This is a genomic window from Arcicella rosea (assembly GCF_014204325.1).
Classification (GTDB): domain Bacteria; phylum Bacteroidota; class Bacteroidia; order Cytophagales; family Spirosomataceae; genus Arcicella; species Arcicella rosea_A.
Genome location: NZ_JACHKT010000025.1, coordinates 22,296 through 45,036, shown reverse-complemented (window position 1 = coordinate 45,036; position 22,741 = coordinate 22,296). Strand labels below are relative to the sequence as shown.

General features: G+C 33.5%; 16 protein-coding genes. 6 read left to right on the top strand and 10 right to left on the bottom strand.

From position 1 onward, the window contains the following. Positions 1-42: 42 nt before the first annotated feature. The 4 genes from HNP25_RS15705 to HNP25_RS15690 form a co-directional block, all read right to left on the bottom strand. Positions 43-2,064 (bottom strand): OmpA family protein, encoded by a 2,022-nt coding sequence (locus tag HNP25_RS15705; RefSeq protein WP_184135621.1) that lies wholly within the window; start codon positions 2,062-2,064, stop codon positions 43-45. Positions 2,065-2,240: 176 nt separating this feature from the next. Next, on the bottom strand, positions 2,241-4,256 hold the full coding sequence (locus HNP25_RS15700) for an OmpA family protein (RefSeq protein WP_184135619.1): 2,016 nt from the start codon (positions 4,254-4,256) through the stop codon (positions 2,241-2,243). Positions 4,257-4,357: 101 nt separating this feature from the next. After that, positions 4,358-5,014: a ribulose-phosphate 3-epimerase gene (gene rpe, locus HNP25_RS15695; RefSeq protein ID WP_184135617.1), complete on the bottom strand. Its 657-nt coding sequence runs from the start codon at positions 5,012-5,014 to the stop codon at positions 4,358-4,360. Between the two features lie 197 nt (positions 5,015-5,211). Beyond that, positions 5,212-6,879, bottom strand: a complete 1,668-nt coding sequence (locus HNP25_RS15690) for a hypothetical protein (RefSeq protein ID WP_184135616.1) — start codon at positions 6,877-6,879, stop codon at positions 5,212-5,214. Positions 6,880-7,169: 290 nt separating this feature from the next. Here HNP25_RS15690 and ligA point away from each other — a divergent pair, with 290 nt between their 5' ends. From ligA to HNP25_RS15670, 4 genes are all read left to right on the top strand, one after another. Further along, positions 7,170-9,173 carry an NAD-dependent DNA ligase LigA gene (gene ligA, locus HNP25_RS15685; protein WP_184135614.1) on the top strand — a complete coding sequence of 668 codons (2,004 nt, stop codon included), beginning with the start codon at positions 7,170-7,172 and terminating at the stop codon, positions 9,171-9,173. 163 nt (positions 9,174-9,336) lie between these two features. Beyond that, on the top strand, positions 9,337-10,218 hold the full coding sequence (gene dapA / locus HNP25_RS15680; protein ID WP_184135612.1) for a 4-hydroxy-tetrahydrodipicolinate synthase: 882 nt from the start codon (positions 9,337-9,339) through the stop codon (positions 10,216-10,218). Positions 10,219-10,393: 175 nt separating this feature from the next. Next, positions 10,394-10,696: a Dabb family protein gene (locus tag HNP25_RS15675; protein WP_184135611.1), complete on the top strand. Its 303-nt coding sequence runs from the start codon at positions 10,394-10,396 to the stop codon at positions 10,694-10,696. Continuing rightward, positions 10,677-11,165 (top strand): hypothetical protein, encoded by a 489-nt coding sequence (locus HNP25_RS15670; RefSeq protein WP_184135609.1) that lies wholly within the window; start codon positions 10,677-10,679, stop codon positions 11,163-11,165. Before HNP25_RS15675 ends, HNP25_RS15670 begins: the two co-directional genes overlap by 20 nt. A gap of 492 nt (positions 11,166-11,657) precedes the next feature. On the opposite strand, the gene msrB is transcribed toward HNP25_RS15670, so the two are convergent. Together msrB and HNP25_RS15660 are read right to left on the bottom strand one after the other, a co-directional pair. Further along, a complete protein-coding gene (gene msrB / locus HNP25_RS15665) occupies positions 11,658-12,158 on the bottom strand; it encodes a peptide-methionine (R)-S-oxide reductase MsrB (RefSeq protein ID WP_184135607.1) in 501 nt (166 codons plus the stop codon). A gap of 276 nt (positions 12,159-12,434) precedes the next feature. Then, a complete protein-coding gene (locus HNP25_RS15660; protein ID WP_184135606.1) occupies positions 12,435-13,724 on the bottom strand; it encodes an MFS transporter in 1,290 nt (429 codons plus the stop codon). 328 nt (positions 13,725-14,052) lie between these two features. Between HNP25_RS15660 and HNP25_RS15655 the strand changes: the two genes are divergently transcribed. After that, positions 14,053-14,769: an SDR family oxidoreductase gene (locus HNP25_RS15655; RefSeq protein ID WP_184135604.1), complete on the top strand. Its 717-nt coding sequence runs from the start codon at positions 14,053-14,055 to the stop codon at positions 14,767-14,769. Between the two features lie 146 nt (positions 14,770-14,915). Here the strand turns inward: HNP25_RS15655 and HNP25_RS22105 are convergent, their stop codons facing one another. From HNP25_RS22105 to HNP25_RS15635, 4 genes are all read right to left on the bottom strand, one after another. Beyond that, positions 14,916-15,083, bottom strand: a complete 168-nt coding sequence (locus HNP25_RS22105) for a hypothetical protein (RefSeq protein ID WP_184135661.1) — start codon at positions 15,081-15,083, stop codon at positions 14,916-14,918. A 104-nt stretch (positions 15,084-15,187) separates the two neighbouring features. Continuing rightward, positions 15,188-17,509, bottom strand: coding sequence for a glycoside hydrolase family 65 protein (locus HNP25_RS15645; protein ID WP_184135602.1), 2,322 nt, complete (start codon positions 17,507-17,509; stop codon positions 15,188-15,190). Positions 17,510-17,791: 282 nt separating this feature from the next. Continuing rightward, positions 17,792-18,439 (bottom strand): beta-phosphoglucomutase, encoded by a 648-nt coding sequence (gene pgmB, locus HNP25_RS15640; RefSeq protein WP_184135600.1) that lies wholly within the window; start codon positions 18,437-18,439, stop codon positions 17,792-17,794. A gap of 178 nt (positions 18,440-18,617) precedes the next feature. Next, complete coding sequence (locus HNP25_RS15635) at positions 18,618-20,522, bottom strand: alpha-amylase family glycosyl hydrolase (protein WP_184135598.1); 1,905 nt, start codon at positions 20,520-20,522, stop codon at positions 18,618-18,620. Between the two features lie 237 nt (positions 20,523-20,759). Here HNP25_RS15635 and HNP25_RS15630 point away from each other — a divergent pair, with 237 nt between their 5' ends. Then, positions 20,760-22,667 carry an alpha-amylase family glycosyl hydrolase gene (locus tag HNP25_RS15630; RefSeq protein ID WP_229202887.1) on the top strand — a complete coding sequence of 636 codons (1,908 nt, stop codon included), beginning with the start codon at positions 20,760-20,762 and terminating at the stop codon, positions 22,665-22,667. Positions 22,668-22,741: the final 74 nt, after the last annotated feature.

Below are 22,741 nucleotides of genomic sequence, written 5' to 3'. Positions count from 1 at the left end.
TACAAAAGTAGCTCCTTTTTAAACCTTACCCAAAGAAATAGGCTATTTCTTAGTGATTGTAAATTCTACTCTTCTATTCAACCGACGACGTTCTTCGGTAGCGTTACTAGCTAATGGACGAGTTTGTCCCCAGCCTTTTGTAGTGATTCTATTCGGTGTAATCCCTTTGCTAGTAATGTATTTTTTTACAGCATTTACTCTGTCTTCTGATAATTGAAGGTTTAATTGAAAATCTCCTTGATTATCAGTATGTCCTTCAAATAGAATTTCTAAATCAGGAAATTCATTCATCGCTTGAATGATTCTGTCTAAATCTTTCATCGCAGAAGCCTGTAATTTGGCATCACCTTGCTGAAAAGTCAAACTATTTAATATGCCTTTATTTCCAATTTCTAATGGTAATAAGTACAAGTTTATATTAATTTCTCGATAGCTTTTTACATTTGTCAAATCAATTGTTTCACTGATACCTAAGTAACCTCTTGCTACCGCCACAAAATCTACTGTTTCATGTAAAGGCAAAATGAATTTAAAATTTCCATTTGCTGGTTCATACGTCTTTTTTTCTGATTTTAAACTAGCATTTCTTGGAATCATCATAATTGTACTAGCAATTGTTTGTTTATCAGTACTCGTCAAAACATTTCCTGAAATAATTGCTACAGGTTCAGGCTGAGCTTTTTTAGGTAAAGTCAATTTATAAATGTCCTCCTTATTATTACCATTATAAGAACATACATAAGCAAATTCGCCAGAAGCTGGTAAAGTAAAATATCCATCCCAATAAGGAGTATTGATGGCTTCACCTAGGTTTTCAGGCTCTGTCCAGTTTGTCCAAGTATCATCTAACCGCTGGCTTTTAAAAACGTCATTATCACCAAAACCAGGAAAACCACGAGTAGAAAAATATAATGTTTTAGTATCTGCAGCTAAGAAGGGAGTCATTTCATGTTCAATGCTATTGACTATGTTTCCAAGACTTTTGGGTTCTGTCCAAGTACTATTACTTTTTTTGAAAGAAACATATAAATCTCTTTTCCCAACTGTATTTTTCCGTTGAATAGACATAATCATGATGTTTCCATCAACCGATAAAGTAAACTCTGCATTCTGACTTTGATTATAATAATTGTCGATTTTTACTTCTTCGGGAAAAGTCCAATTTCCTCCATTTTTGAAAGAACGAGAAATACCAGATGATAATCTCCCATTTTTATGGTATTTATTCATCAACAACATTTCTGTCCCATCTGTAGAAATGGCAAAAACAGCATTTTTATCTTTGGTATTGATTGGTAATCCAATATTTTTGGCTTTAGTCCATTCTTTACTTTCATTCAATTTACTTAACCAAACATCCTGATCTTTTTCTTTGCCAAAAAAACTCACATAGTTTCTAGCAAAATATAAAGTATTCCCATCGCTAGAAATCACTGGGGCAAATTCCTGATGTCTTGAATTTACTCCTTTACCAAGATTTTCTCGAATTACTGCTATTGGTGCATCTTTAGCAACATTGATATTGATTTGAACTGGATTTTCAAGCGTTGAAATACCAATGGCATCCAACTGAATTTGCTCATTATGTTTTCTTTTACTGATAAATACGCCAATGCCAAAGACCTTGAAAGAAGTTTTTTCTGACAGTATTATATTGAACATTTCTCCTTTTTCGGGAGCTTGTAAAGAATCTATTTGTTGAAAAAGTACATGAGTTTGTATCAAAGAATCAAAAGCTATGACTTTTTCGATTGTTGCTTCTCCAAAATTTTGGGCTATACTTATTTGCTGAATGGCGATTGTGGTATCAAAACTTACTTTGATAAACTCTTGACTATCTAATGTTTTGAAAGCAGGTTGCCAAGCTAAACCACTCCTTACGAATTGAGGTAGCACATTGGGCTTGCCGAGTATTTGATTGGCTTTGTTTGCAGATGATTGGAAAGGAACGATGTTTTCGGAAGAAAATTCCAATACTTTGCTTGCCCAAAATACTTGTTGGGCTGTAATTCTGAATGAAAAAGAATATAATAATAAAAGAATGGCTAATGATTTACTTTTCATTTAAAAGCTATTTATTCCTTTTCTAAAACAAAAACAATACCAATTTGCAGAAATAAAATAGATATACTAACGACTTGTCTGTAAAAAATCTTTTAAATCCTCAATAAAATACAAAATCTTTTCCCATTAGAAATACTAACGAAAAAAGATTTCATTGTTTACTACTATGAAGCAGATTAGTTTTTAATGATTAAGAACTCTACTCTCCTATTTAGTTTCCTTTTTTCTTCCGAATTATTACTTGAAACTGGCTTAATAGAACCATAACCTTGGGTTTGAATTCGCTTCATGTCAACGCCTTTACTTGCCAAATATTTTTTTACTTCTTCTACTCTTTGCTTTGACAACGTTAAATTGGCATTCCAATCGCCTTGATTGTCGGTATGTCCTTCCAACATAATTTCCATGGTAGCATTTTCTTTCATTACTGCTACAATTCTATCAAGTTCTGGATATGAGTTCGGCAGAATATCATATTTACTTTGTTCAAAAAACACACTATTTAGCGTCATTCTCTGTCCAGGTTCAATCGGAACTAAATAAATATTCTTCTTAATTTCTTTGAATGAATTTTCTTTTGATAAATCTAACGGTTCTGAAAACGTCAAAAAACCTTTTTGTGAAGCAGTTAATGTATAAGTTTTTTGTACTGGAAGCATTAATTTATAATCACCTGTTTCTGGATCAAAAGTTACACAAACGGTATCAGCTTTATTAACAGTTGATTGGACGCTGATTTTTGCCTGAATCGGTTTATTGGTAACCATATTAAACACATTACCTGTTAACTGCACTACTACATTTGGTTTGATAGATTCTGGCACTTTGAATTTGAAAATATCTTCTTGTCCAATAGCATTTTCTCTGGAACTATAATAGGCAAAATCACTTAAAGCTGAAATTGAGAAATAGCCATCCCAATCGGCAGTATTAATGCTAGAACCTACGTTTTCTGGTTCCGACCATTTCATCCAAGTATCATCTAAACGGCGAGTCACAAAAATATCACTACTCCCATAACCACTAAAACCATAAGATGAAAAGTATAAAGTAGTGCCATCTGCCGCCAAAAACGGAGAACTTTCATCGTCGGCAGTATTAATCGTGTTTCCAGCATTGATAGGTTCTGACCATTTTCCATCAGCTTGTAAAAAAGACAAGTAAATATCTTTTCCACCTTGTGTTTCTTTGAACTGACCAGTCAGAATGAGTACTCTTCCATTCGCAGAAAAACTATATTCAGAGAATTCAGATTTATTTTTAAAGTTTTTGATTGATAATGCTTCAGGAAAATTCCAACCTTTTTCACTCTTTTTAGCAATTGAAACGCCAGTTGACATTCCTCCATCTTTCAGATAAACATTATTTAATAAAATCGTTTTACCATCAGGAGAAATTGCACAAAGTGCATTGTGTTCGGTATTGTTTATAGGTGCAGGCATAGAACGAGCCATCCCCCATTTGTTATCTTTTTGCAATTCTGAATACCAAACATCTTGATTTTTATCTTTTCCAAGGTTTTCTGGATGCTCCCAACGAGTAAAATATAAAGTTTTGCCATCTGGAGAAATCACCGGAGCAATTTCACGATAAGGAGAATTAATATTTGAACCAAGGTTTTCTTTGATAACTTGAGGAGGAAGATTTTTGGCAAGATTTATAGTAGCCCTGATTGGTGTCGTAGATTGCGAAATACCGATGGCATCAATCTGATTCCAACCTTTTACTCTTGCAGTGTTTAGGACTAATTTTATACTTCTTACTTTATATAATGTAGGTTTTGGAAGGATTAAATTCAACATTTTACCCATTTCAAAACTGGGTGCAGTTTTGTTTGTCCATAACAATTTTAAATTATCTTGTTCGTCAAAAGCTTCAACACGTACAATACAACCTTGCCCATAATTTTCGGCAATGGCTACTTGCTGAATTGACATAAGTGTATCAAAACTTACAATTAAAAATTCTTCTTGAGGATTATCTTGTGTGAGCGGTTGCCAAGCACAAGCAGAAGTACCAGCCATCGGTAATTTGCTTGGTTTTCCTAATGCCTGAATAGCACGATTCTCTTTGGTTGTTTTAGCGTCATAATATTCAGAAGAAAAAGCAACTACCTTGCTAGCCCAAAAAGTTTTTTGTGCAGTAGCAATGTAGGAAATGAGAAAGAATAATAAAAAAATGAATATTCTCATTATCAATAGTTTAATGAAGCGATTAGTTTTTACTGATAAAATTAAACGAAAATTGTCTTTTTTTATTATTCTTTCTAAAATTTGCTACAAAAAGCAAAGTATTATTTGATTTTTTTTAGATTTGCAATTGTTTCAATTGGGTCTTTCGCACCAAAAACATAGCTTCCTGCAATCAAAATATCGGCACCAGCATCTACTAATTTCTGTCCAGTTTCTTGGTTTACTCCACCATCAATTTCAATCAAAGTATTCAATCCTTTTTCCTGAATCATAGTACGAAGTTTACGAACTTTATCATAAGTAGATTCGATAAATTTTTGTCCACCATAACCGGGATTCACCGACATCAACAATACCATTTCGCAATCTGGTAAAATTTCTTCCAAAACAGAAACTGGCGTAGCTGGATTTAACACAACTCCTGCCAAACAACCTAAGTCTTTGATTTGCTGAAGTGTACGATGCAAATGTGTACAAGCTTCGTAATGAACAGTGATATTGGTAGCTCCTAACTTTTTGAATTCAGCTAAATAACGTTCAGGTTTTTCAATCATTAAGTGAACATCCAGTGGTTTTTTAGCATGGCGATTAATGGCTTCAATTACAGGCATTCCAAAAGAAATATTCGGCACAAAGTGACCGTCCATTACATCAATATGAAACCAATCAGCATCAGAGGCATTTACCATTTCAATATCTCTCTGAAGATTTGCGAAGTCTGCTGCAAGCAAAGAAGGGGCAATAAGGATATTATTCATGAATTAATAGCGAAACGTTGATGTATTTTCAAAGATTTCAATCAAACGTCCGTCTTTTTCTTTAAATTAATTTTTGTTTTTGGCTTGATACTCATTTAAAGTATCCTTGCAAAATTACCATATAATATACTTAAGCACAAAGGCAAAAGTAAAAAGGCTTGAAAACTTATTATATTCAAAACAAAATTAATTAAATATTACCAGTTACTATTTACTACACGAACTGGGGAATTTTGTATCACTAATGAATCGTTTAAATAGAACTGCTGGCTACTTTTACCTTCCTGAATCCATATTCCCAAATGGTTTACCCCTTTTGTCAACTCAATTTTATCAATATCTATATCAAACCCTTTAGCCCAGTACTTTCCATGTTTCAAAAAACTTCTTACAGAAAATGAATGCTGTAAAGCTGGTACTAGAAAGGTTTTAGAAGTAGATTGAATAATCAAATAAGCACCATCATCTATATCTTCTGTACGTTCAAAGTTTGAGTTTTGAATTGAAATATTGTTTGTATGCTCCATTTTCAGGTTTTTATATCCCTCCCAAGCAGGTAATTGTTTTATATCCTTCGATAGTTTGGATTTTATATTATCAAAAATCGTTGATGGTTTTTGATAAAAGGTAATCTGGGATTTATTGTTAGTCTGTATAGTCTCTAAATCCCAATTGGCTGAAAGAGTTAGAAGCTGTTTCCGAAGATTAACCATTTCATCAAAACAAGTGAAATTAGCAAGTATGTTAAACCCTATACTTATCAAAAGCGTAGAATAAATAAATATCTTTACTTTGTCTTGCTTAAGATTCAACAATAAACCAATATGAATACAAACGACCATCATCACTGAATAAATTTTATATCTACTGGTCAACAATCCCATTTCACCTAGATTGATTCTAGTTACACTAACGACTATTGAAGATGCTATTAAAAACATAAAACAGCCTAAAATAAAGTATTCTGTACTGCTTGTCTTTTCTTTTTTTGCAAACAATGAGCTATTTAAAATCCAGTAAAAACTTAGTCCAAATGCAAAAAAAGTTAATAGTATTCCTGAAACAGCAGTAATTTGAAGACGAGTAGAAGAAAGAGGAAATAAATCAGCTATAGCACCATTAAAACAGAAAAAACCTACAATAAGCTTTTGAATGTTATTACTAAGGAGTTCTTTGACACCATTATCTGGAAAGTGAAAATGATAGAAATATAGGATAATTAAAACCAAAGCAGTTAATGTAAATATAGTCACATCCTTCCACCTTTTTTGCAATGCCAAAATACACACACAAACAGGAAAAGCAAGCATTCCATTTCCACTTGTGTATGTGGCCAGAACAGCAAAAAATATCGACCATAAAAAGCTACGCTGATTATTTATACTTACGAAATATATTAAAGCAAATACAAATAACAAAATGCCGAAATTTTGAAGAGATGCCATTCCCCAAAAGGTGTTTTCCCAAAGTTCAAGTTGAAAAATAATAAACGGAATCGGCACAAAAGAGATGAATGACAGTTTATTCTTTTGGAAAATTTTAAAAAAAATGCCAATTACTCCTACTAAAGTTAAGTTCCCAATCCACATCAACCATCTGTACTCAATGTGACCATGAACCTCACTTACTAATAGCGTTATTATTCTGTCAAAAGCAATTCTATGCTCGTTGTGTTGCTTAAAAAAAGGAAGACTTTTGGCAAAAATGCCTTTACCATCATGAAATTCAAGTAAGAAAGCTTTCAAAGCATGATCATCCCATTTAGGAATATTAACAGCGTATTTCGATAAAAAATAGAAATATAATGCGATTGGAGTAATCGAGAGGAGAATCCCAAAAAAGTTGTTTGATAATTTAGTTTTCAACAATTTGAATAATTTTAAATAAGTAAGCCCAAATTTCACAAAGATATTTTAATCTCTCTTTTGTCAGTTGAGAAATTAGTTAAAGCTAACAAAATTACAAAAAATAGGCACTTTTAAACTTTGTTTGAATAAATGTTTATTTCGATTTTTTTCAGTCAACTCGTAGTTAGAATGATCCGTATGATAATTTAGTTTCTCTCATCATTAAACAAAAAGAGAATTTTAGCCGAAAAGTTTAAGATTACTTATATTTTGGCGGTAAATTCGGTAAAATTTTAAAGCTTATTGGAATGAACCCACAGGAACAAATCAACCAGTTAACAGATAGGTTGAATGAACTGAACCATCGATATTATATCACTGCTGATTCAGAAGTATCTGATTTTGAATTCGATAAACTTCTTGAACAATTACAGCAATTAGAGAAAGAATTCCCGCTGTTTGTTAGAGCAGATTCTCCAACTCATCGGGTTGGTGGTGCAGTTTCTAAGGAATTTGAAGCAGTAAATCACCGTTTCCCAATGCTTTCTTTAGGAAATACTTATAATGAAGGTGAATTAGCGGATTTTGACGAAAGAGTAAGAAAAGGACTCAATAACGAACCTTACGAATATATTTGCGAATTAAAATTCGACGGTGTGGCACTTTCCGTTTGGTACGAAAACGGCAAATTAGTACGTGGCGTAACTCGTGGCGATGGTGTACGTGGCGATGATATTACAGCAAATATTAAAACCATTCGTACTTTGCCTTTGAGTATCAATGCTGAAAACTTACCTGCTGTTTTTGAAGTACGTGGCGAGGGTTTTATGCCTTTAACTTCTTTTGAATCGTTGAATAAAGAACGTGAAGACATTGGTGAAGCTTTATTGGCAAACCCTAGAAATGCTGCCTCTGGTACTTTCAAAATGCAAGATTCATCGGTAGTAGCCAAAAGAAAAATGGATTGCTACCTGTATCAGTTTTTATCGTATGACGAAGTTTTTGAAAGCCATGAAGAAAGTCTTCACTGGATGAAAAAAGCTGGTTTCAACGTTTCGCCTACATGGGAAAAATGTAATAATATTCAAGAAGTATTTACCTTTATTGAGCGTTGGGACAAAGCTCGCCATGATTTACCATTGAATACTGATGGAATAGTTATTAAAATAAACTCTTTTGCTCAAAGAGAAGTATTAGGCTACACAGCCAAATCTCCACGCTGGGCAATTGCTTATAAATACAAATCAGAATCAGCATCAACTTCCTTAGAAACAGTAAGTTACCAAGTTGGTAGAACAGGAAACGTTACTCCTGTTGCTAATTTAAAGCCTGTTTTATTAGCTGGAACAGTTGTAAAACGTGCCAGTATTCATAATGCTAATGAAATTGAACGCTTGGATTTACACATTGGCGATACTGTTTTTGTAGAAAAAGGCGGAGAAATTATTCCAAAAATTACGGGTGTAGATATTAGTAAAAGAAGTTTAACATTTGAAAAAGTACAATTCCCAACTACTTGTCCAGAATGTGATACACCTTTAATTAGAAAAGAAGGTGAAGCCAACCATTATTGTCCAAATGATAAAGGTTGTCCGCCACAGATTAAAGGAAAAATTGAACATTTCATTCAACGCAAAGCGTTGAACATTGAAAACTTAGGAACAGAATCAATTGATTTATTCTATCAAAAAGGTATCATAAAAAGTCCTGCCGATTTGTATGATTTGACGAAAGAAAAACTAGCCAATCTGGAAGGTTTTAAAGACAAATCAATCAATAATATTCTTGTTGGTGTTGAAAAATCGAAAGAGATTCCATTCAAACAAGTATTATTTGGCATCGGGATACGTTTTGTTGGTGCAACAGTTGCCGAAAAATTAGCTTCATATTTTAATAATATCGACGCCATTGCGAAAGCAAGTTATGAAGACTTGTTACAAGTACCAGAAATTGGCGATAGAATTGCGCAAAGTGTTGTCGCTTTCTTTCAAGATGAGGATAATCAAGCTTACATTGCTCGTTTAAAAGACGCTAAGTTGCAATTTATCCATGAAACCACTGAAATTGTTGTAGAAGGGAACAGTTTAGAAGGAAAAACTTTCGTAATTTCGGGGACTTTTCAAAATTTCGAACGTGATGATTTGAAGATAAAAATTGAAGCAAATGGTGGAAAAGTATTGAGTGGTGTTTCTGGAAAGTTGAACTTTCTAGTTGCTGGCTCAGAAGCTGGTCCTTCAAAATTGCAAAAAGCCCAGAAATTGGGTGTTCAAATTATTTCAGAAGATGATTTTTTACAAATGTTGGAAGGATAAGCTTTGAGATGTGAGCGATGAGCTATGAGATTTTTTATTTATTCATATAAATATTAATAACCCTTTCTCATTTTCAAATTACCACACTTTCAAATTTTCAAATTACCATACAGACCAATAGTTTTTAAATATAGACGATTGCATAATCGTAAAATTTCCAAAAATGAGACCAAAATTCCACGGCGTAGCTCCAGCTTTAGTAACCCCAATGTTTGAAGATGGAAGTATTGATTATGAAGGGTTAAAAAGATTAGTACAGCACGTAAGCGACGGTGGCGTTGATTACTTGGTAGTTCAAGGAACAACTGGTGAATCTGCCACGACAAGTACCAAAGAAAAAATTGCGATTTTAGAATTCATCAAGGAAAATAATTCTAAGAATTTACCAATCGTATTTGGGCTTGGCGGAAACAATACGCCAGAAGTAATTAAAGCGATGCAAGCTACCGATTTTACAGGTATTGATGCAATCCTTTCGGTATGTCCTTATTATAACAAGCCAGGAGCTCGTGGCGTAATTGCTCATTATTCTGCCATTGCTGATGCTTCGCCAGTACCAGTAATTATGTATAATATTCCTGGTCGTTCGGGCATCAATATGTCGGCAGCAACTACTTTAAAATTAGCAGAACATCCAAACATTATCGGTGTAAAAGAAGCTTCTTGTATCATCGAACAGTGTATGGAAATTTATAAAGATAAGCCTGAAGATTTCTTATTAATCTCTGGCGACGATGTTCAGGCTGTGCCAATCATTGCTTGCGGTGGTGTTGGCGTAATGTCGGTAATTGCTAATGCTGTTCCTGCAAAATTCACTAAAATGATTCATGCGGCTTTGGATGGAGATTTTTCGACTGCTCGTAATTTGCTAGGACATTTCTTAGCGATTGACCCTCTTTTATATGAAGAAGGTAATCCTGTTGGCGTGAAAAAAATTCTTGAACTAAAAGGAATTAGTGGTTCAGATGTACGCTTGCCATTAATGAAAGCATCTGATGAATTAGGCGAAAGAATGGCAGTTATAATTGATAAAGACAATTTATAATTATTAATTTTAGGATTACTTAATCTTATTTTTACTCAAAATTAAATTAAGTAATCTATATAAAATAAACGAAGTTGCTGTTCTGTTTAAACTGAAGTAATAACTCTTTTAGGCAGTGACAGCTCAAAACTCATCACTCACAATCGCAGCGGCGAACCGCTCACAACTCTTACTCATGTTTGTTCACGTAGTAAATTTTTGGTTAAAGAAAGACTTGTCAGAAGCTGACCGTCAGAAATTTGTAGAAGGAGTAAAAACTCTTGGCAATATCGAAAGTATTAAAACGTTTAGTGTAGGTCCTCCTGCTGCTACAGACCGCCCAGTAATCGACCGTAGTTATGATTTCTGCGAGCTTACTGTTTTTGATGATGCGGCTGGACACGACGAATATCAAGTACATCCCCTTCATCTAAAGTTTATAGATGATTGTAAACATCTTTGGGAAAAGGTATTAATTTATGATTCGGAAAGTATCTAAGTGGACTAAGACAGCGGTAGGTTTTGTTTGTTTGTCATTTTTTTTAACAAATTGTCAGCCAACCAAAACCTTTCAACCTACTTCTTACTATAGCCCAAACTACCAAAGTGGTGGTTATGATCAACATACAGGTTTAGGTTTTAAAGTTCCTGATAAATATGCAATTGATGTATTGCAGGGAGATGAACAGCCTAAAGAAAGCTTTGAAGAAATGGATAAATTAACCATTTCAGAAGAATTTCCATTAACAGCCAAGCAAGAATATAAAGGCACAATGCTGAAACGTGGAAATGACCAACAGGAAAAAGAAGCAATTTTAGCTAGAATGGTAGCACAAGCACAAGATTTAGGTGCAAGTGGATTGATGAAAGTAAATTACAAAGTATTTTCAACAGCAACTACTTCTGGTTATATATTAACAGGCACCGCTTTTAAATATGTTTTAAAAAGAAGTGCCAGAGAAAACTAAGATTGTTTAAAAGGGACGTTTGACAATTCAGACGTCCCTTTTTTTCTAATAAATCTATCTAAAAATTAATCTAGCGATAAGGACATATTTATCGCTCAAATTCTTGACTCTCTCTCACCTCAAGTTTTATTTTAATTTTCCATTCAATTAATGCTCGTGAGTATCGTTTTAATGCTCCATTGAATCAGAGGTATGAAAACAAAAACATGAGTCATCCCGAATTTTTTCTTAGAATAGTGAGGTTTAGGACGATTTGAGAGGTTTTTATCTTTATTATTGTACAATCCTTACTTTTCTTGTCTTGAAACAAGAAAAGTAACAAAAGAAATTCAAGAATTCCTAAACTCGCTTCGCTCAAACAGTAGGAATTCATTGCTCATCAATCACAAAAAAGCGGTCAAAATTAGTTTTTGACCGCTTTTTTGTGATTTTAAAATTCGGGATGACTCATGTTTCATAAAAATCTAAAAGCTCATTGCTGAAAGCTCTTGATTATTTCTTACTCATTTTCTCATCTTTCTCAAAATCCAGCGATAATGAGTTTAAGCAATAACGCAAACCTGTTGGTTTAGGGCCATCTTCAAAAACGTGACCTAAATGGGCTCCACAACGACTACAGAGGATTTCTACTCTTTCCATACCAAAACTATTGTCGGCTACTTCCAAAATAGCATCTTTGTGAATAGCCTTGTAAAATGATGGCCAGCCTGTACCAGATTCAAACTTTGTTTGAGAATCAAAAAGAGGCAATTTACAGCATACACATTTATAAATACCTTTTTCGTGATTCTTCCAATATGCACCAGAACAAGCTAATTCAGTACTTTTTCTTCTGGTTACTTTAAATTGTTCGGGTGTTAATATTTTCATCCATTCAGCATCTGTTTTCACGACGGTAAATTTATGATGAGTAACTCCAGCTTTTTCATCTTGTGCAGTACAATTTGTCAATACAGCCAAGCAAGTAATTAATGTTATTAAGACGATTTTCATTTCCTTTTTTGTGTTTAAATGTCATTCAATTTAACTACGTAAAAATGCGATGAAATAGTTTGTTGGAATGTCAGAAAAAAGACTTTTAACAAAAGATTTTGAGATTTTAGACGCTAGACTTTAGGAATCTGGACTCTAGGATTTTTACATAGTATCTTTTTTCATCAAAATCTTAAAGTCTAACGTCTTAAAGGCTAAAATCTTATATCTAAAGTCTAGTGTCTAAAATCTTAAAGTCCAGAGTCTTTAAGTCCAGAGTCCTAAAGTCTAACACCTCTATCGGTAAATCTTTTGGGATGGTACTCTTGATAAAATTATTAAGCCGATAATAAAGAAAACCGTCAAGAAAAGTACACTCATACGCATACTTCCTGTTAATTGATTCACCAAACCAAACATAAACGTACCAATAACGGTTGAAAGTCGGTCACAAACATCGTAAAAACTAAAGTAGGAAGCAGTATCGTGTGTTTCTTCTGGAATTAATTTTGCATAAGTAGAACGTGAGAGTGATTGAATTCCACCCATTACAAAACCAATACCAGTCGCTAAAAAGTAAAACTCATTGCGAGTCGTTACAAAATAAGCAGCAATACAAATAAATACCCAACTGATGACGATGATAGCCAACGATTTTGTATTCCCTACAATTTCAGAGATTTTAGCAAACAAATATGCTCCAACAATCGCAACTAATTGAATCAATAAAACCGTTACAATCAGCGCATCAGAAGGCAATTTTAATTCCTCACTTCCAAACAATGCCCCTAAATACATAACAGTTTGGGCACCCATGTTATAAAAAAAGAAAGACATTAGAAATTGCTTCGTGGTTTTCAGATTTTCTAATTCATGGAATACTTTCTTTAATTCTTTAAAGCCATTGAAAATCCAACTTCCTCCTTGTTTTTGTACTTTAGTATCTTTAGGTAAATGTAAAAATGAATACTGTGCAAAAACTATCCACCAAATACCAACGGTTAAAAAGGAAATTCTTGAAGCCTCTCCTCCGCTAATTCCACCGTACCATTCAGGTTTTAAAACCATCGTTAAATTCTGAATCAGCAAAATAACACTTCCTAAATATCCCATCGTAAAACCTCTGGCAGATAATCTATCGTATTGGTCTTCAGTAGCAATTTCAGGTAAATATGAATTATAAAAAACGATACTTCCTCCCCAGCCTACTATCGAAAACAGAAAAGCAAAAGTACCTAGGTAGTATCTTCCTTCTTCAAAAAAGTACATCAACATACAACTGATAGCGCCCAGATAACAATACATTTTCATGAACACTTTCTTCTTACCAGTGTAATCAGAAATAGCTGAAACAAGTGGCACAGAAAACGCCAATAATAAAAAACCAATAGAAACAGCATAAGAATACAATACAGTATTTTCAAGCTGAAAACCGAAAAAATCTAATTGTCTGCTTTTTGAAGGAAGCATCACCGCTGCAATGGGATAATAAATCGGAAAAATAGCGGAAGTAATGGTAAGTGAATGAACCGAATTTGCCCAGTCGTACATTGTCCAGGCGGTTAAGGTTTTAGGATTATTTTTCATGGTTCAATTAAAATATAATATAAACTGCTTGATTTTTATGGAGTGTATGGCAAATATAGTTGAATCCCATAAGTTTTACTTAAAACAAGCTTAGTCTATTCGTTAATTTAATCCGTAATGTCTTTAAATAATCACGTAAAATGATTTTTGTAAAATTTTTACGTGATTAACTATTGACCGAAATCATTACAATTTGACTTAAAAAAAGTCAAATTGATTGAACTGTAAATTTATCTAGGCAAGAAGGACAAGAAGAATTTTCGCTTCTATTAATTTTATACGATGGAGTAAATCTCTTTCAACTAACTTTTATAAACAAAAACAAAATATGTCACTTCAAAATAAAACCATTTTAGTAACCGGAGCAAGTAAAGGCATTGGTAGAGCATTAGCTTTATTATTAGCAGACAAAGGCGTAAACCTAAGTTTAGTAGCCAGAAGCGAAGCAGAACTCGTTACGTTAAAAAGTGAAATCGAAGCTAAAGGAGCTAAAGCTGAAATATTTGTAGGTTCTGTAGGCGACGAAGCTTTTGTTAAAAAAACTATTACTTCAACAATTGAAGCTTTTGGCAAAATTGATGCTTTAGTAAACAATGCGGGGTTTGGAATTTTCAAACAAGCAAGCGAAATCAGTACTGAAGAATGGGATTCAATTTATGAAACCAATGTAAAAGGTACGTTTCTATTTTGTCGTGAAACCATTCCATTCATGAAATCTGCTGGTGAAGGTCATATTATCAACATTGCCTCAGACGTTGCCAAACGTGTTTTTGATGGCGGTTCTTTATATTGTTCTTCGAAATATGCACAAGATGCCTTTTCGATGGCATTGAGAAAAGAAGTTCGTAAAGATGGTATCAAAGTATCGGTAGTATATTCAGGATTAGTAGATACATATTTCCATGCTCGTGAAGAAGGAGACCCTTACCAAGCACAATATTTAACTTCACAAAATATTGCTGATACGATTACTTATATTCTTGAAGCCCCAAAACACGTAGTAATTGATGAATTGATGATTCATCCAATGAGTCAAGATTATTAAGACCAGATTTCATTAAAAAATTGAAAGACAACCCTTGTTAGGGTAGTCTTTCAATTAAATTTTGGAGAATTATGAGTCGTTTACTTACATCTAAACTTGGGATGATAATAAGACTTTACATTCAAATATTACTCTTTAATCTTAACTTATTGGGGTTTAGCCATTCTTTTCTTTCGTTGAACGTAGTACATTTTAAACTGGTTTTTGCATCTCCTAGATATTGAGGCTTTAATTGTATTACTCAGAATTACATAACCATTGACAAAACTATAATCTATTAAATACTCACTATTAATGATACAGGAACGATGTATTCTTTGAAAGCTATTTTATGTGCAAAGGACAAGATAGAAAACAAAAAAGCCTTCAGAAGATTTTCTTCTGAAGGCTTAAAAAATTAGTTTTTACTTTAAATTTATTAATTCAACAATTTTTGTTCAATACTTACAGTTGACTTTTCTTTTAATTCAACAGTATTACCATGTACAAAAATTGTGGTATCATCACCCAATATATTTTCAATCAATACTTCATGAGCATAAGTTTTGATGTTCAACAAATTGCCTTTAAAACGGATTTTAAACGAGAATGAAGTCCAATTTTCAGGTACAAATGGTGCTAAATATACTTGTCCGTTGCGAACTCTCATTCCTCCAAAACCTTTTACAATCGACATCCAAGTTCCTGCCATTGAAGTAATATGACAACCGTCTTCAGTATCATTGTTATAATCATCTAAATCTAAACGAGCAGAACGTTGATAGAATTCGTAAGAACGAGCTTTATCGCCTAACTTCGCTGCAATGATTGAATGTACACATGGACTCAATGACGATTCATGTACCGTCATTGGTTCATAGAAATCATAATTCCGTTTGATAGTTTCAGCATCGAAATCATCTTCAAAGAAATAAATTCCTTGTAAAACGTCTGCTTGTTTGATAAAGCAAGAACGTAAAATCCTATCCCAAGACCATTTTTGGTTGATTGGTCTTTCTTGAGTTGGCAAATTACTTACTTTGATTAATTCTTTATCCAAGAAACCATCTTGTTGTAAGAAAATACCCAATTCTTTATCTTCACCCAAATACATATTACGAATAATATGGTTGAATCTATCAAACTCATCTGTTTCGTTGAGATTGGTCAAGCTTGCTAATTCTTGAAAACGTTCAGGATTTGAAGCCTTGATTTTCTCACTTACTTCAATCAAATACTTCATACACCAAACCGCAAAATAACTTGTGTACCAGTTATTATTGACGTTATTTTCGTACTCGTTAGGTCCGGTTACGCCTAACATTACGTATTGTTTTTTCGCTTCCGACCAGTTTACTCTTTGCGACCAAAAACGAGCAATACCAAGAAGTACTTCAAATCCGTATTCGGCTAAATATGCTTCATCGCCAGTATAATTTACGTAATCGTAAATGGCATAGGCAATTGCTCCGTTACGGTGAATTTCTTCAAAAGTAATTTCCCATTCGTTATGGCATTCTTCACCATTCATCGTCACCATCGGATACAACGCTGCACCATCTTTGAAGCCCAATTTCTGTGCATTCTCAATGGCTTTTCCTAATTGTTTCCAACGATATACCAATAAATTACGAGCAACTTGTTGGTCGGCTGTAGCCAAGTAAAAAGGAATACAATAAGCTTCGGTATCCCAGTATGTTGAGCCACCATATTTTTCACCAGTAAAACCTTTTGGACCAATGTTCAAACGAGCATCTTCACCCGTATAGGTTTGGTTCATTTGAAAAATATTGAAACGAATACCTTGTTGCGCTGCAACATCTCCTTCAATTACAATATCATTAGTTTCCCATTTTGAAGCCCACTTTTCAGCTTGTTCTTCTAGCATTTTATCAAAACCTTTAGCCTCAATTCTTGCTAAATAAGCTTTTGCTTTAGGAAGTAATTCTGATATTGCATGATTTTCGGAAGAAAGGTTACAAGCATATTTTACTAAAACGGTAGCTTCATTTGCTTTTGCAGATAAAGTAACTTGACTTGCTACGTATTTTTCAGCTTTTTGTGGGAAGCTTGTAAATTCAATGGCTTTGCCATTTTGGAAAATTTGAAATTTCTGACCAGTTACAACATGAAATCCTGTTTTCTTCGTAACCATTTCTACATAACCTTCGGCAAAAGCTGTTTCTTTGTGTACTTCATCCCAGAATTTTTCATCGTAATTGGCATCCTTATTTTTAATGTCACCATCAATAAAAGGAGTCAGAACGATTTTTCCATCAAAATTAAGTGGCGTAATTGAGTAAGAAATAGCACCAGCTTCATCATCCACAATTGAATTAAAACGCTTTGCATCAACTTTCACTTGTTTGCCAGAAGGTAAAGTAGCAGTAAAAGTACGTTGTAAGTATCCTTCTTTCATGTTCAAAACACGCTTAAAATCAGACACTTCTGCTTTATGTAAATCAAGAATTTCTTCTTCTATTTCAACTTTAATACCAATCCAATTGGCAGCATTCAATACTTTGGCAAAGTATTCAGGATAACCGTTTTTCCACCAACCTACACGAGTTTTGTCAGGATAATATACGCCAGCTACATAATTGCCTTGAAGTGTTTTTCCTGTAAAAGTCTCTTCAAAATTTCCACGCTGCCCCATTCGTCCATTACCTAATGAGCAAACAGATTCTGTAATTTCGTTGAACTCTCTATTGAAACCTTCTTCGATGATACACCATTCATCGTGTTTAAGATAATTTTTCATATTACGTCGTATGCTGTTTTTGTTTATAAAAGAAAGGATTCTTTCTTTTTCAATATCACCAATCAGAATCAACTGATTATCAATAGCTTAATATTTAATTAATAAAAATGGTTGATGGTAAATTAAAGAACTATTCTTGACTTTTCACTAAAACCAACATTATTATTTAGAAAAGTAATTAGAATAGTACAATTATAGTCATAATAATTTTTATTCAGCCTTGCAATTTAGAAGAGAAAAGAAACATTCAATTCACTATGCTAAGCTGTCTTTTTAGGAAAATTAAAAGTTTAATCTTTCCAAAGTCATTTCTTCAAAAGTAGTAATTACTAAATCTGCTTCTGTTAAAACATCGGCTGAACCTACTCCTATCGCTTTCATTCCGCCAGCTTTTGCTGCTTGAACGCCTGCTACGGCATCTTCAAAAACAACACATTCGCTTGGTAAAGCATTGGTTGCTTCTGCTCCCATCAAAAATACTTGTGGGTCTGGTTTTCCTTTTGTAATATTATTTCCATCAATAATGGCATCGAAATAATCCAACATTTGAATTCTTTCTAAAATCAATTTAGAATTTTTACTTGCCGAACCTAAAGCAATTTTAATCCCTGCTTCACGAAGGTCAGTTAAAAATTTGGCTACTCCTGGCAATACTTCATTGGGTGTCATCAACTTCACTAAATCTAAATACCAATCATTTTTACGAGTTGCCCATTCCACTTTTTCCGCTTCTGTTAAGCTAACATTTCCCCAATTGAGAATCAATTCTAAGGATTCCATTCTTGAAATACCTTTTAATTGTTCATTCTGATGTTCGGTAAAATCAAACCCTAATTCGTTTGCCAAGCGTCTCCAAGCTTGAAAATGATATACTGCGGTATCTACAATTACGCCATCTAAATCGAAAAGGCAAGCTTTAATATTTGTCATGTGGATTTTTTTAGTTAGTGAATTGTGAGTTAGTGATTGAGTGAATTATCGGACTTTCGAATATGTTATTTCTTTCATGAAAATATATTTTAAGAAATAAACCAAATAAAAATTTTAACACACCTTAATCACAACTCACTCAATCACTAATTCACAATTATATTTGTAAGGATATATTTTATTTTTGTAATTCAAGTATCGTAATTGACATTGCAGGAATTTTCAGGCTTTTCAAATCTCCAACCGATGAATCTGTCATGATATTTTTTGCTGAAGTAAAACCTGATATTCTTTCAACAAATCTTTGTGTATCAAGGTTTTTATCTTCCTTATTTTGACTCATAATTACCATCACACTTTGGTTATTGGTATATCTAAAGTACACATAAATTCCGTCTTGTGGTAAAAATTGAGTTAGTTTTCCTTCCGTAATGGCTTCGCTAGTTTTTCTATAATTAGCTAGTTTCTTTACAAAATCAAAAGCTTCATTTTCTTTTTCAGTTCTACCAGAAGATAAAAATTTGTTTACTTTATCGTCTGCCCAACCGCCTTCAAAATCTTTGCGTACTTCTGCATCCGATGGATTTTTAAAATTTTTCGTCAAATTTTCAGTGCCATAATATAAATGTGGCACGCCACGAGTAGTCAATAAAAAGCCAACACCTAATTTGTATTTATTGAAATCTTCACCAATTACGGAGTAAAATCTGTCCATGTCATGATTATCCAAGAAAGTCATGTTCAAATTCGCATCTTCATACAAAGCATCCATCGCTAAAGTTGAATACAGGCGATTAAAACCTTTTCCCCAATCAAAACCTTGATTCAGGGCATCGTTGATTGCGTTGAAAAGTACAAAGTCGTTCGCAGAAGGTAAAGTACTTTTAAAGGGAACATTCAAATTGTTTTTAGCAAAATACGCTTGCGAATAAGCACTTTGTACAGAATTTTCACCTGTGATAAACATTTTTGGATATTCTTCTACTAAAGCGGCATTGCAACGATTCATAAAATTCAAATCGTTGTATTGATACGTATCAATTCTCCAGCCATCAATACCAAAATTTTCAACCGTCCAGAGTGCATGTTGAATTAAAAAGTTGGCAACAAATTCATTTTTATGATTCAAATCTGGCAAGAAAGCTACAAACCAGCCATTTTGTTGTACTTTAAAATCAGCAGCCGAACCATGTAAAATATCAACCACGGGTTCATCACGATAAGAAGTATTAGTATAAGTATCCCATTGATTCAACCAATTTTTCATCGGTAAATCTTTCAAAATCCAGTGATTAATACCAACGTGGTTATAAACCGCATCTTGAATAATTTTCAAACCTTTGGCATGAGCCGCTTCGATTAGTTTTTTATAAGCCTCATTTCCACCCAAACGTTTATCTACATTATAATGGTCTGTAAAACCATAACCGTGGTAAGCCGAACGCATTGCTCCTCCCTCATTGGTTTGTGGTTGGTTATTTTCAACCACAGGATTCAACCAAATGGTTGTTGCTCCTAATTCTTTTATATAATCTAAATGATTTTGTACGCCTAATAAATCTCCACCGTGACGTAAAAATGGATTTTTTCGGTCGGATGCTAGGTCAGCCATGTCGGCAAATTTATCGTTATTAGGGTCTCCGTTAGAAAAACGATCTGGCAGAATTAAGTAAATAAAATCTTTTGAATTAATTTCTTGGGGCTTTTGGTCACGAACTTTTAGTTGAAATGGATAGGTAATTTTCACCATTTGGTCAACGATTGATTTCTTTCCTTTTTGAACTTTAATTGTTTTTGACAATTCGATAAACATTTGTCCAGCCTGTGTATTGGACGCAATATTCAAATCAAGAAATAAGTAATTGGGATTTTCAACTTGATTAACTTTTTCTAGGGTTACTCCTTGATAATTAATTTTTACTTCACTGCCAGCTATGTTTTTTCCATAAACCAATAATTGTAGTTTAGGATTTTTCATGCCAACCCACCAATTACTTGGATTAATACGCTGAACACTTGGCGTTTGTGCCAAAATACTTATCTGCAAGCACGTAAAAAGAATAAAGAAAATAGTTTTTTTCATGTGTTTTGAAATGGTTAATGGATATACAATGAAACCGAAGAAATACAGACAAAAAAGGATTTTAACATTCAGGATTCTTAGTTTAAAAGAGTATCATTGATGCAATTTTTCAAATAATTTCAAGAATTTCCTAATAATAAAATCATAAATTATGAGCAATTTTATGCAAAGATAAAAGAAAGCCAAAAGAAACGAATCTGTGCTAATCTGTCCTAATACCCAAATTTTATTCTAAAAATGTCTAAAAATACAATCAAAGTCGCAACTTTATTAGGCTTCCTTTTTGCCTTTTTAAGCACGAATGCACAGACGAACAATCCTGTTTCAACAAGTGCCAAACAAAACGCTATTGCCAAAACCAAGAATTATAGTAAATTCAAAAATATTGACCCGAAAAAAAGCAAAAAAATAGTCCCGAAAAATATGACAAATAGCAAAAACGACAAATTAGTAATTTTACAAATGATGTTTCACCTTTGGGGAAACAAGAATACAACCAACAAATTCAATGGTTCGGCAGCCGAAAATGGCGTTACTAAATTTTCTGATATTAATGATGTGGCCTTGAAAAAACTCAAGGATTTTGGTTACTCGCATTTGTACATGACAGGTTTGATTGAACATGCCACGATGGAAGATTTAACTGCTTATGGTATTCCAAAAGATCATCCTGATGTTGTAAAAGGGAGAAGTGGTTCACCCTTTGCCATTAAAGATTATTATGATGTCAATCCATTTTTTGCTGAAAAGCCTAAAAAAAGGATGGAAGAATTTTCGGCGATGGTTGATAGAATCCACCAAAATGATTTGAAATTAATCATGGATTTTGTACCAAATCACGTGGCAAGAGTGTATCATTCTGACATGAAACCGAAAGGAGTAAAAGATTTTGCAGAAACAGATGATACAACAAAATCATTCGACCCACAAAATAATTTCTATTACTTACCCAATACCCAATTTCAAATTCCAGCAGGCGTAAATTCACCTGTAAAAGCTGATGTTCCTTATGTAGAAAGTCCTGCGAAAGTTTCAGGGAATGATGTTTTCTCTTCTCATCCAACCATTGATGATTGGTTTGAAACAGTAAAATTGAATTATGGTGTGGATATTCAACATGGCAGACAAAAACATTTCGACCCAATTCCAAATACTTGGTTGAAAATGGTTGACATTTTGAAATACTGGGCTGATAAAGGTACAGACGGCTTCCGTTGCGATATGGCAGAAATGGTTCCTTATGAATTCTGGCAATATGCAATTGCAGAAGTAAAGAAAAGCTATCCAGACATTATTTTCATTGCAGAAATTTATAATCCGAATGAATACCACAATTACATCAAAATCGGTGGTTTTGATTATTTGTACGATAAAGTAGGTTTGTATGATGGACTTCGTCATTTGGTAGAAAATAAACATGATGCCAGTGTGGAAAGTATTACAAGAGTTTGGCAACATGAATCTGGTGATATTTCAGAACACATGTTAAGGTTTTTAGAAAATCATGATGAAGTAAGAATTAACACTCCTGCTTTTGCAAAAGGATATCCTTTTTCGGCAGTGCCAGCAATGGTTGTAACGGCTACACTTCATACTGGACCAATGATGATTTACTTCGGACAAGAATTAGGAGAATCTGCCAATGAACCAGAAGGTTTCAATACTGCCGACGACCGTACTTCTATGTTCGATTTCTGGGGAGTAAAATCGCATCAAGCTTGGATGAACAATGGCAAATTTGATGGAAAACTTTTGACTGATGAACAAAAGAATTTAAGAAAATTCTATGGCGATTTAATCAAATTTGTGAATATTTCAGAAGCTGTAAAAACTGGTTCTTTCTTTGATTTACAGTATATCCAACAAGGTAATTACGACCGCAAAAAAGTGTATAGCTACCTCCGTCATACTGGTAAACATAAACTTTTATTCGTTTGTAATTTCGACCATTTCCAAAGTAAAACATTTGATTTAGTGATTCCAGAAGGTGCTTGGACAGCCATGGGACTAAACCCAAGTAAAGAATCAACATTTAAAGGAAAATTCAATCAGAAAGAACAATTTAGTCAAAATGCAAATCAAACATTTCCTGTAACAATCCAACCCAACTCAGTACTTATTTATGAAATTTCTCAGAAAAAATAGAATATATCTTCAGCATTTCATTAATTTGAGGAATTAAAATTACATCATTAACCATTTTATGACAAAAGAAAACA

Excerpts from the sequence above, each read along its gene's own strand:
- HNP25_RS15705 (WP_184135621.1), bottom strand. The coding sequence starts at position 2,064 with ATGAAAAGTAAATCATTAGCCATTCTTTTATTATTATATTCTTTTTCA.
- HNP25_RS15700 (WP_184135619.1), bottom strand. The coding sequence starts at position 4,256 with ATGAGAATATTCATTTTTTTATTATTCTTTCTCATTTCCTACATTGCT.
- rpe (WP_184135617.1), bottom strand. The coding sequence starts at position 5,014 with ATGAATAATATCCTTATTGCCCCTTCTTTGCTTGCAGCAGACTTCGCA.
- ligA (WP_184135614.1), top strand. The coding sequence starts at position 7,170 with ATGAACCCACAGGAACAAATCAACCAGTTAACAGATAGGTTGAATGAA.
- dapA (WP_184135612.1), top strand. The coding sequence starts at position 9,337 with ATGAGACCAAAATTCCACGGCGTAGCTCCAGCTTTAGTAACCCCAATG.
- HNP25_RS15675 (WP_184135611.1), top strand. The coding sequence starts at position 10,394 with ATGTTTGTTCACGTAGTAAATTTTTGGTTAAAGAAAGACTTGTCAGAA.
- HNP25_RS15670 (WP_184135609.1), top strand. The coding sequence starts at position 10,677 with ATGATTCGGAAAGTATCTAAGTGGACTAAGACAGCGGTAGGTTTTGTT.
- msrB (WP_184135607.1), bottom strand. The coding sequence starts at position 12,158 with ATGAAAATCGTCTTAATAACATTAATTACTTGCTTGGCTGTATTGACA.
- HNP25_RS15660 (WP_184135606.1), bottom strand. The coding sequence starts at position 13,724 with ATGAAAAATAATCCTAAAACCTTAACCGCCTGGACAATGTACGACTGG.
- HNP25_RS15655 (WP_184135604.1), top strand. The coding sequence starts at position 14,053 with ATGTCACTTCAAAATAAAACCATTTTAGTAACCGGAGCAAGTAAAGGC.
- HNP25_RS15645 (WP_184135602.1), bottom strand. The coding sequence starts at position 17,509 with ATGAAAAATTATCTTAAACACGATGAATGGTGTATCATCGAAGAAGGT.
- pgmB (WP_184135600.1), bottom strand. The coding sequence starts at position 18,439 with ATGACAAATATTAAAGCTTGCCTTTTCGATTTAGATGGCGTAATTGTA.
- HNP25_RS15635 (WP_184135598.1), bottom strand. The coding sequence starts at position 20,522 with ATGAAAAAAACTATTTTCTTTATTCTTTTTACGTGCTTGCAGATAAGT.
- HNP25_RS15630 (WP_229202887.1), top strand. The coding sequence starts at position 20,760 with ATGTCTAAAAATACAATCAAAGTCGCAACTTTATTAGGCTTCCTTTTT.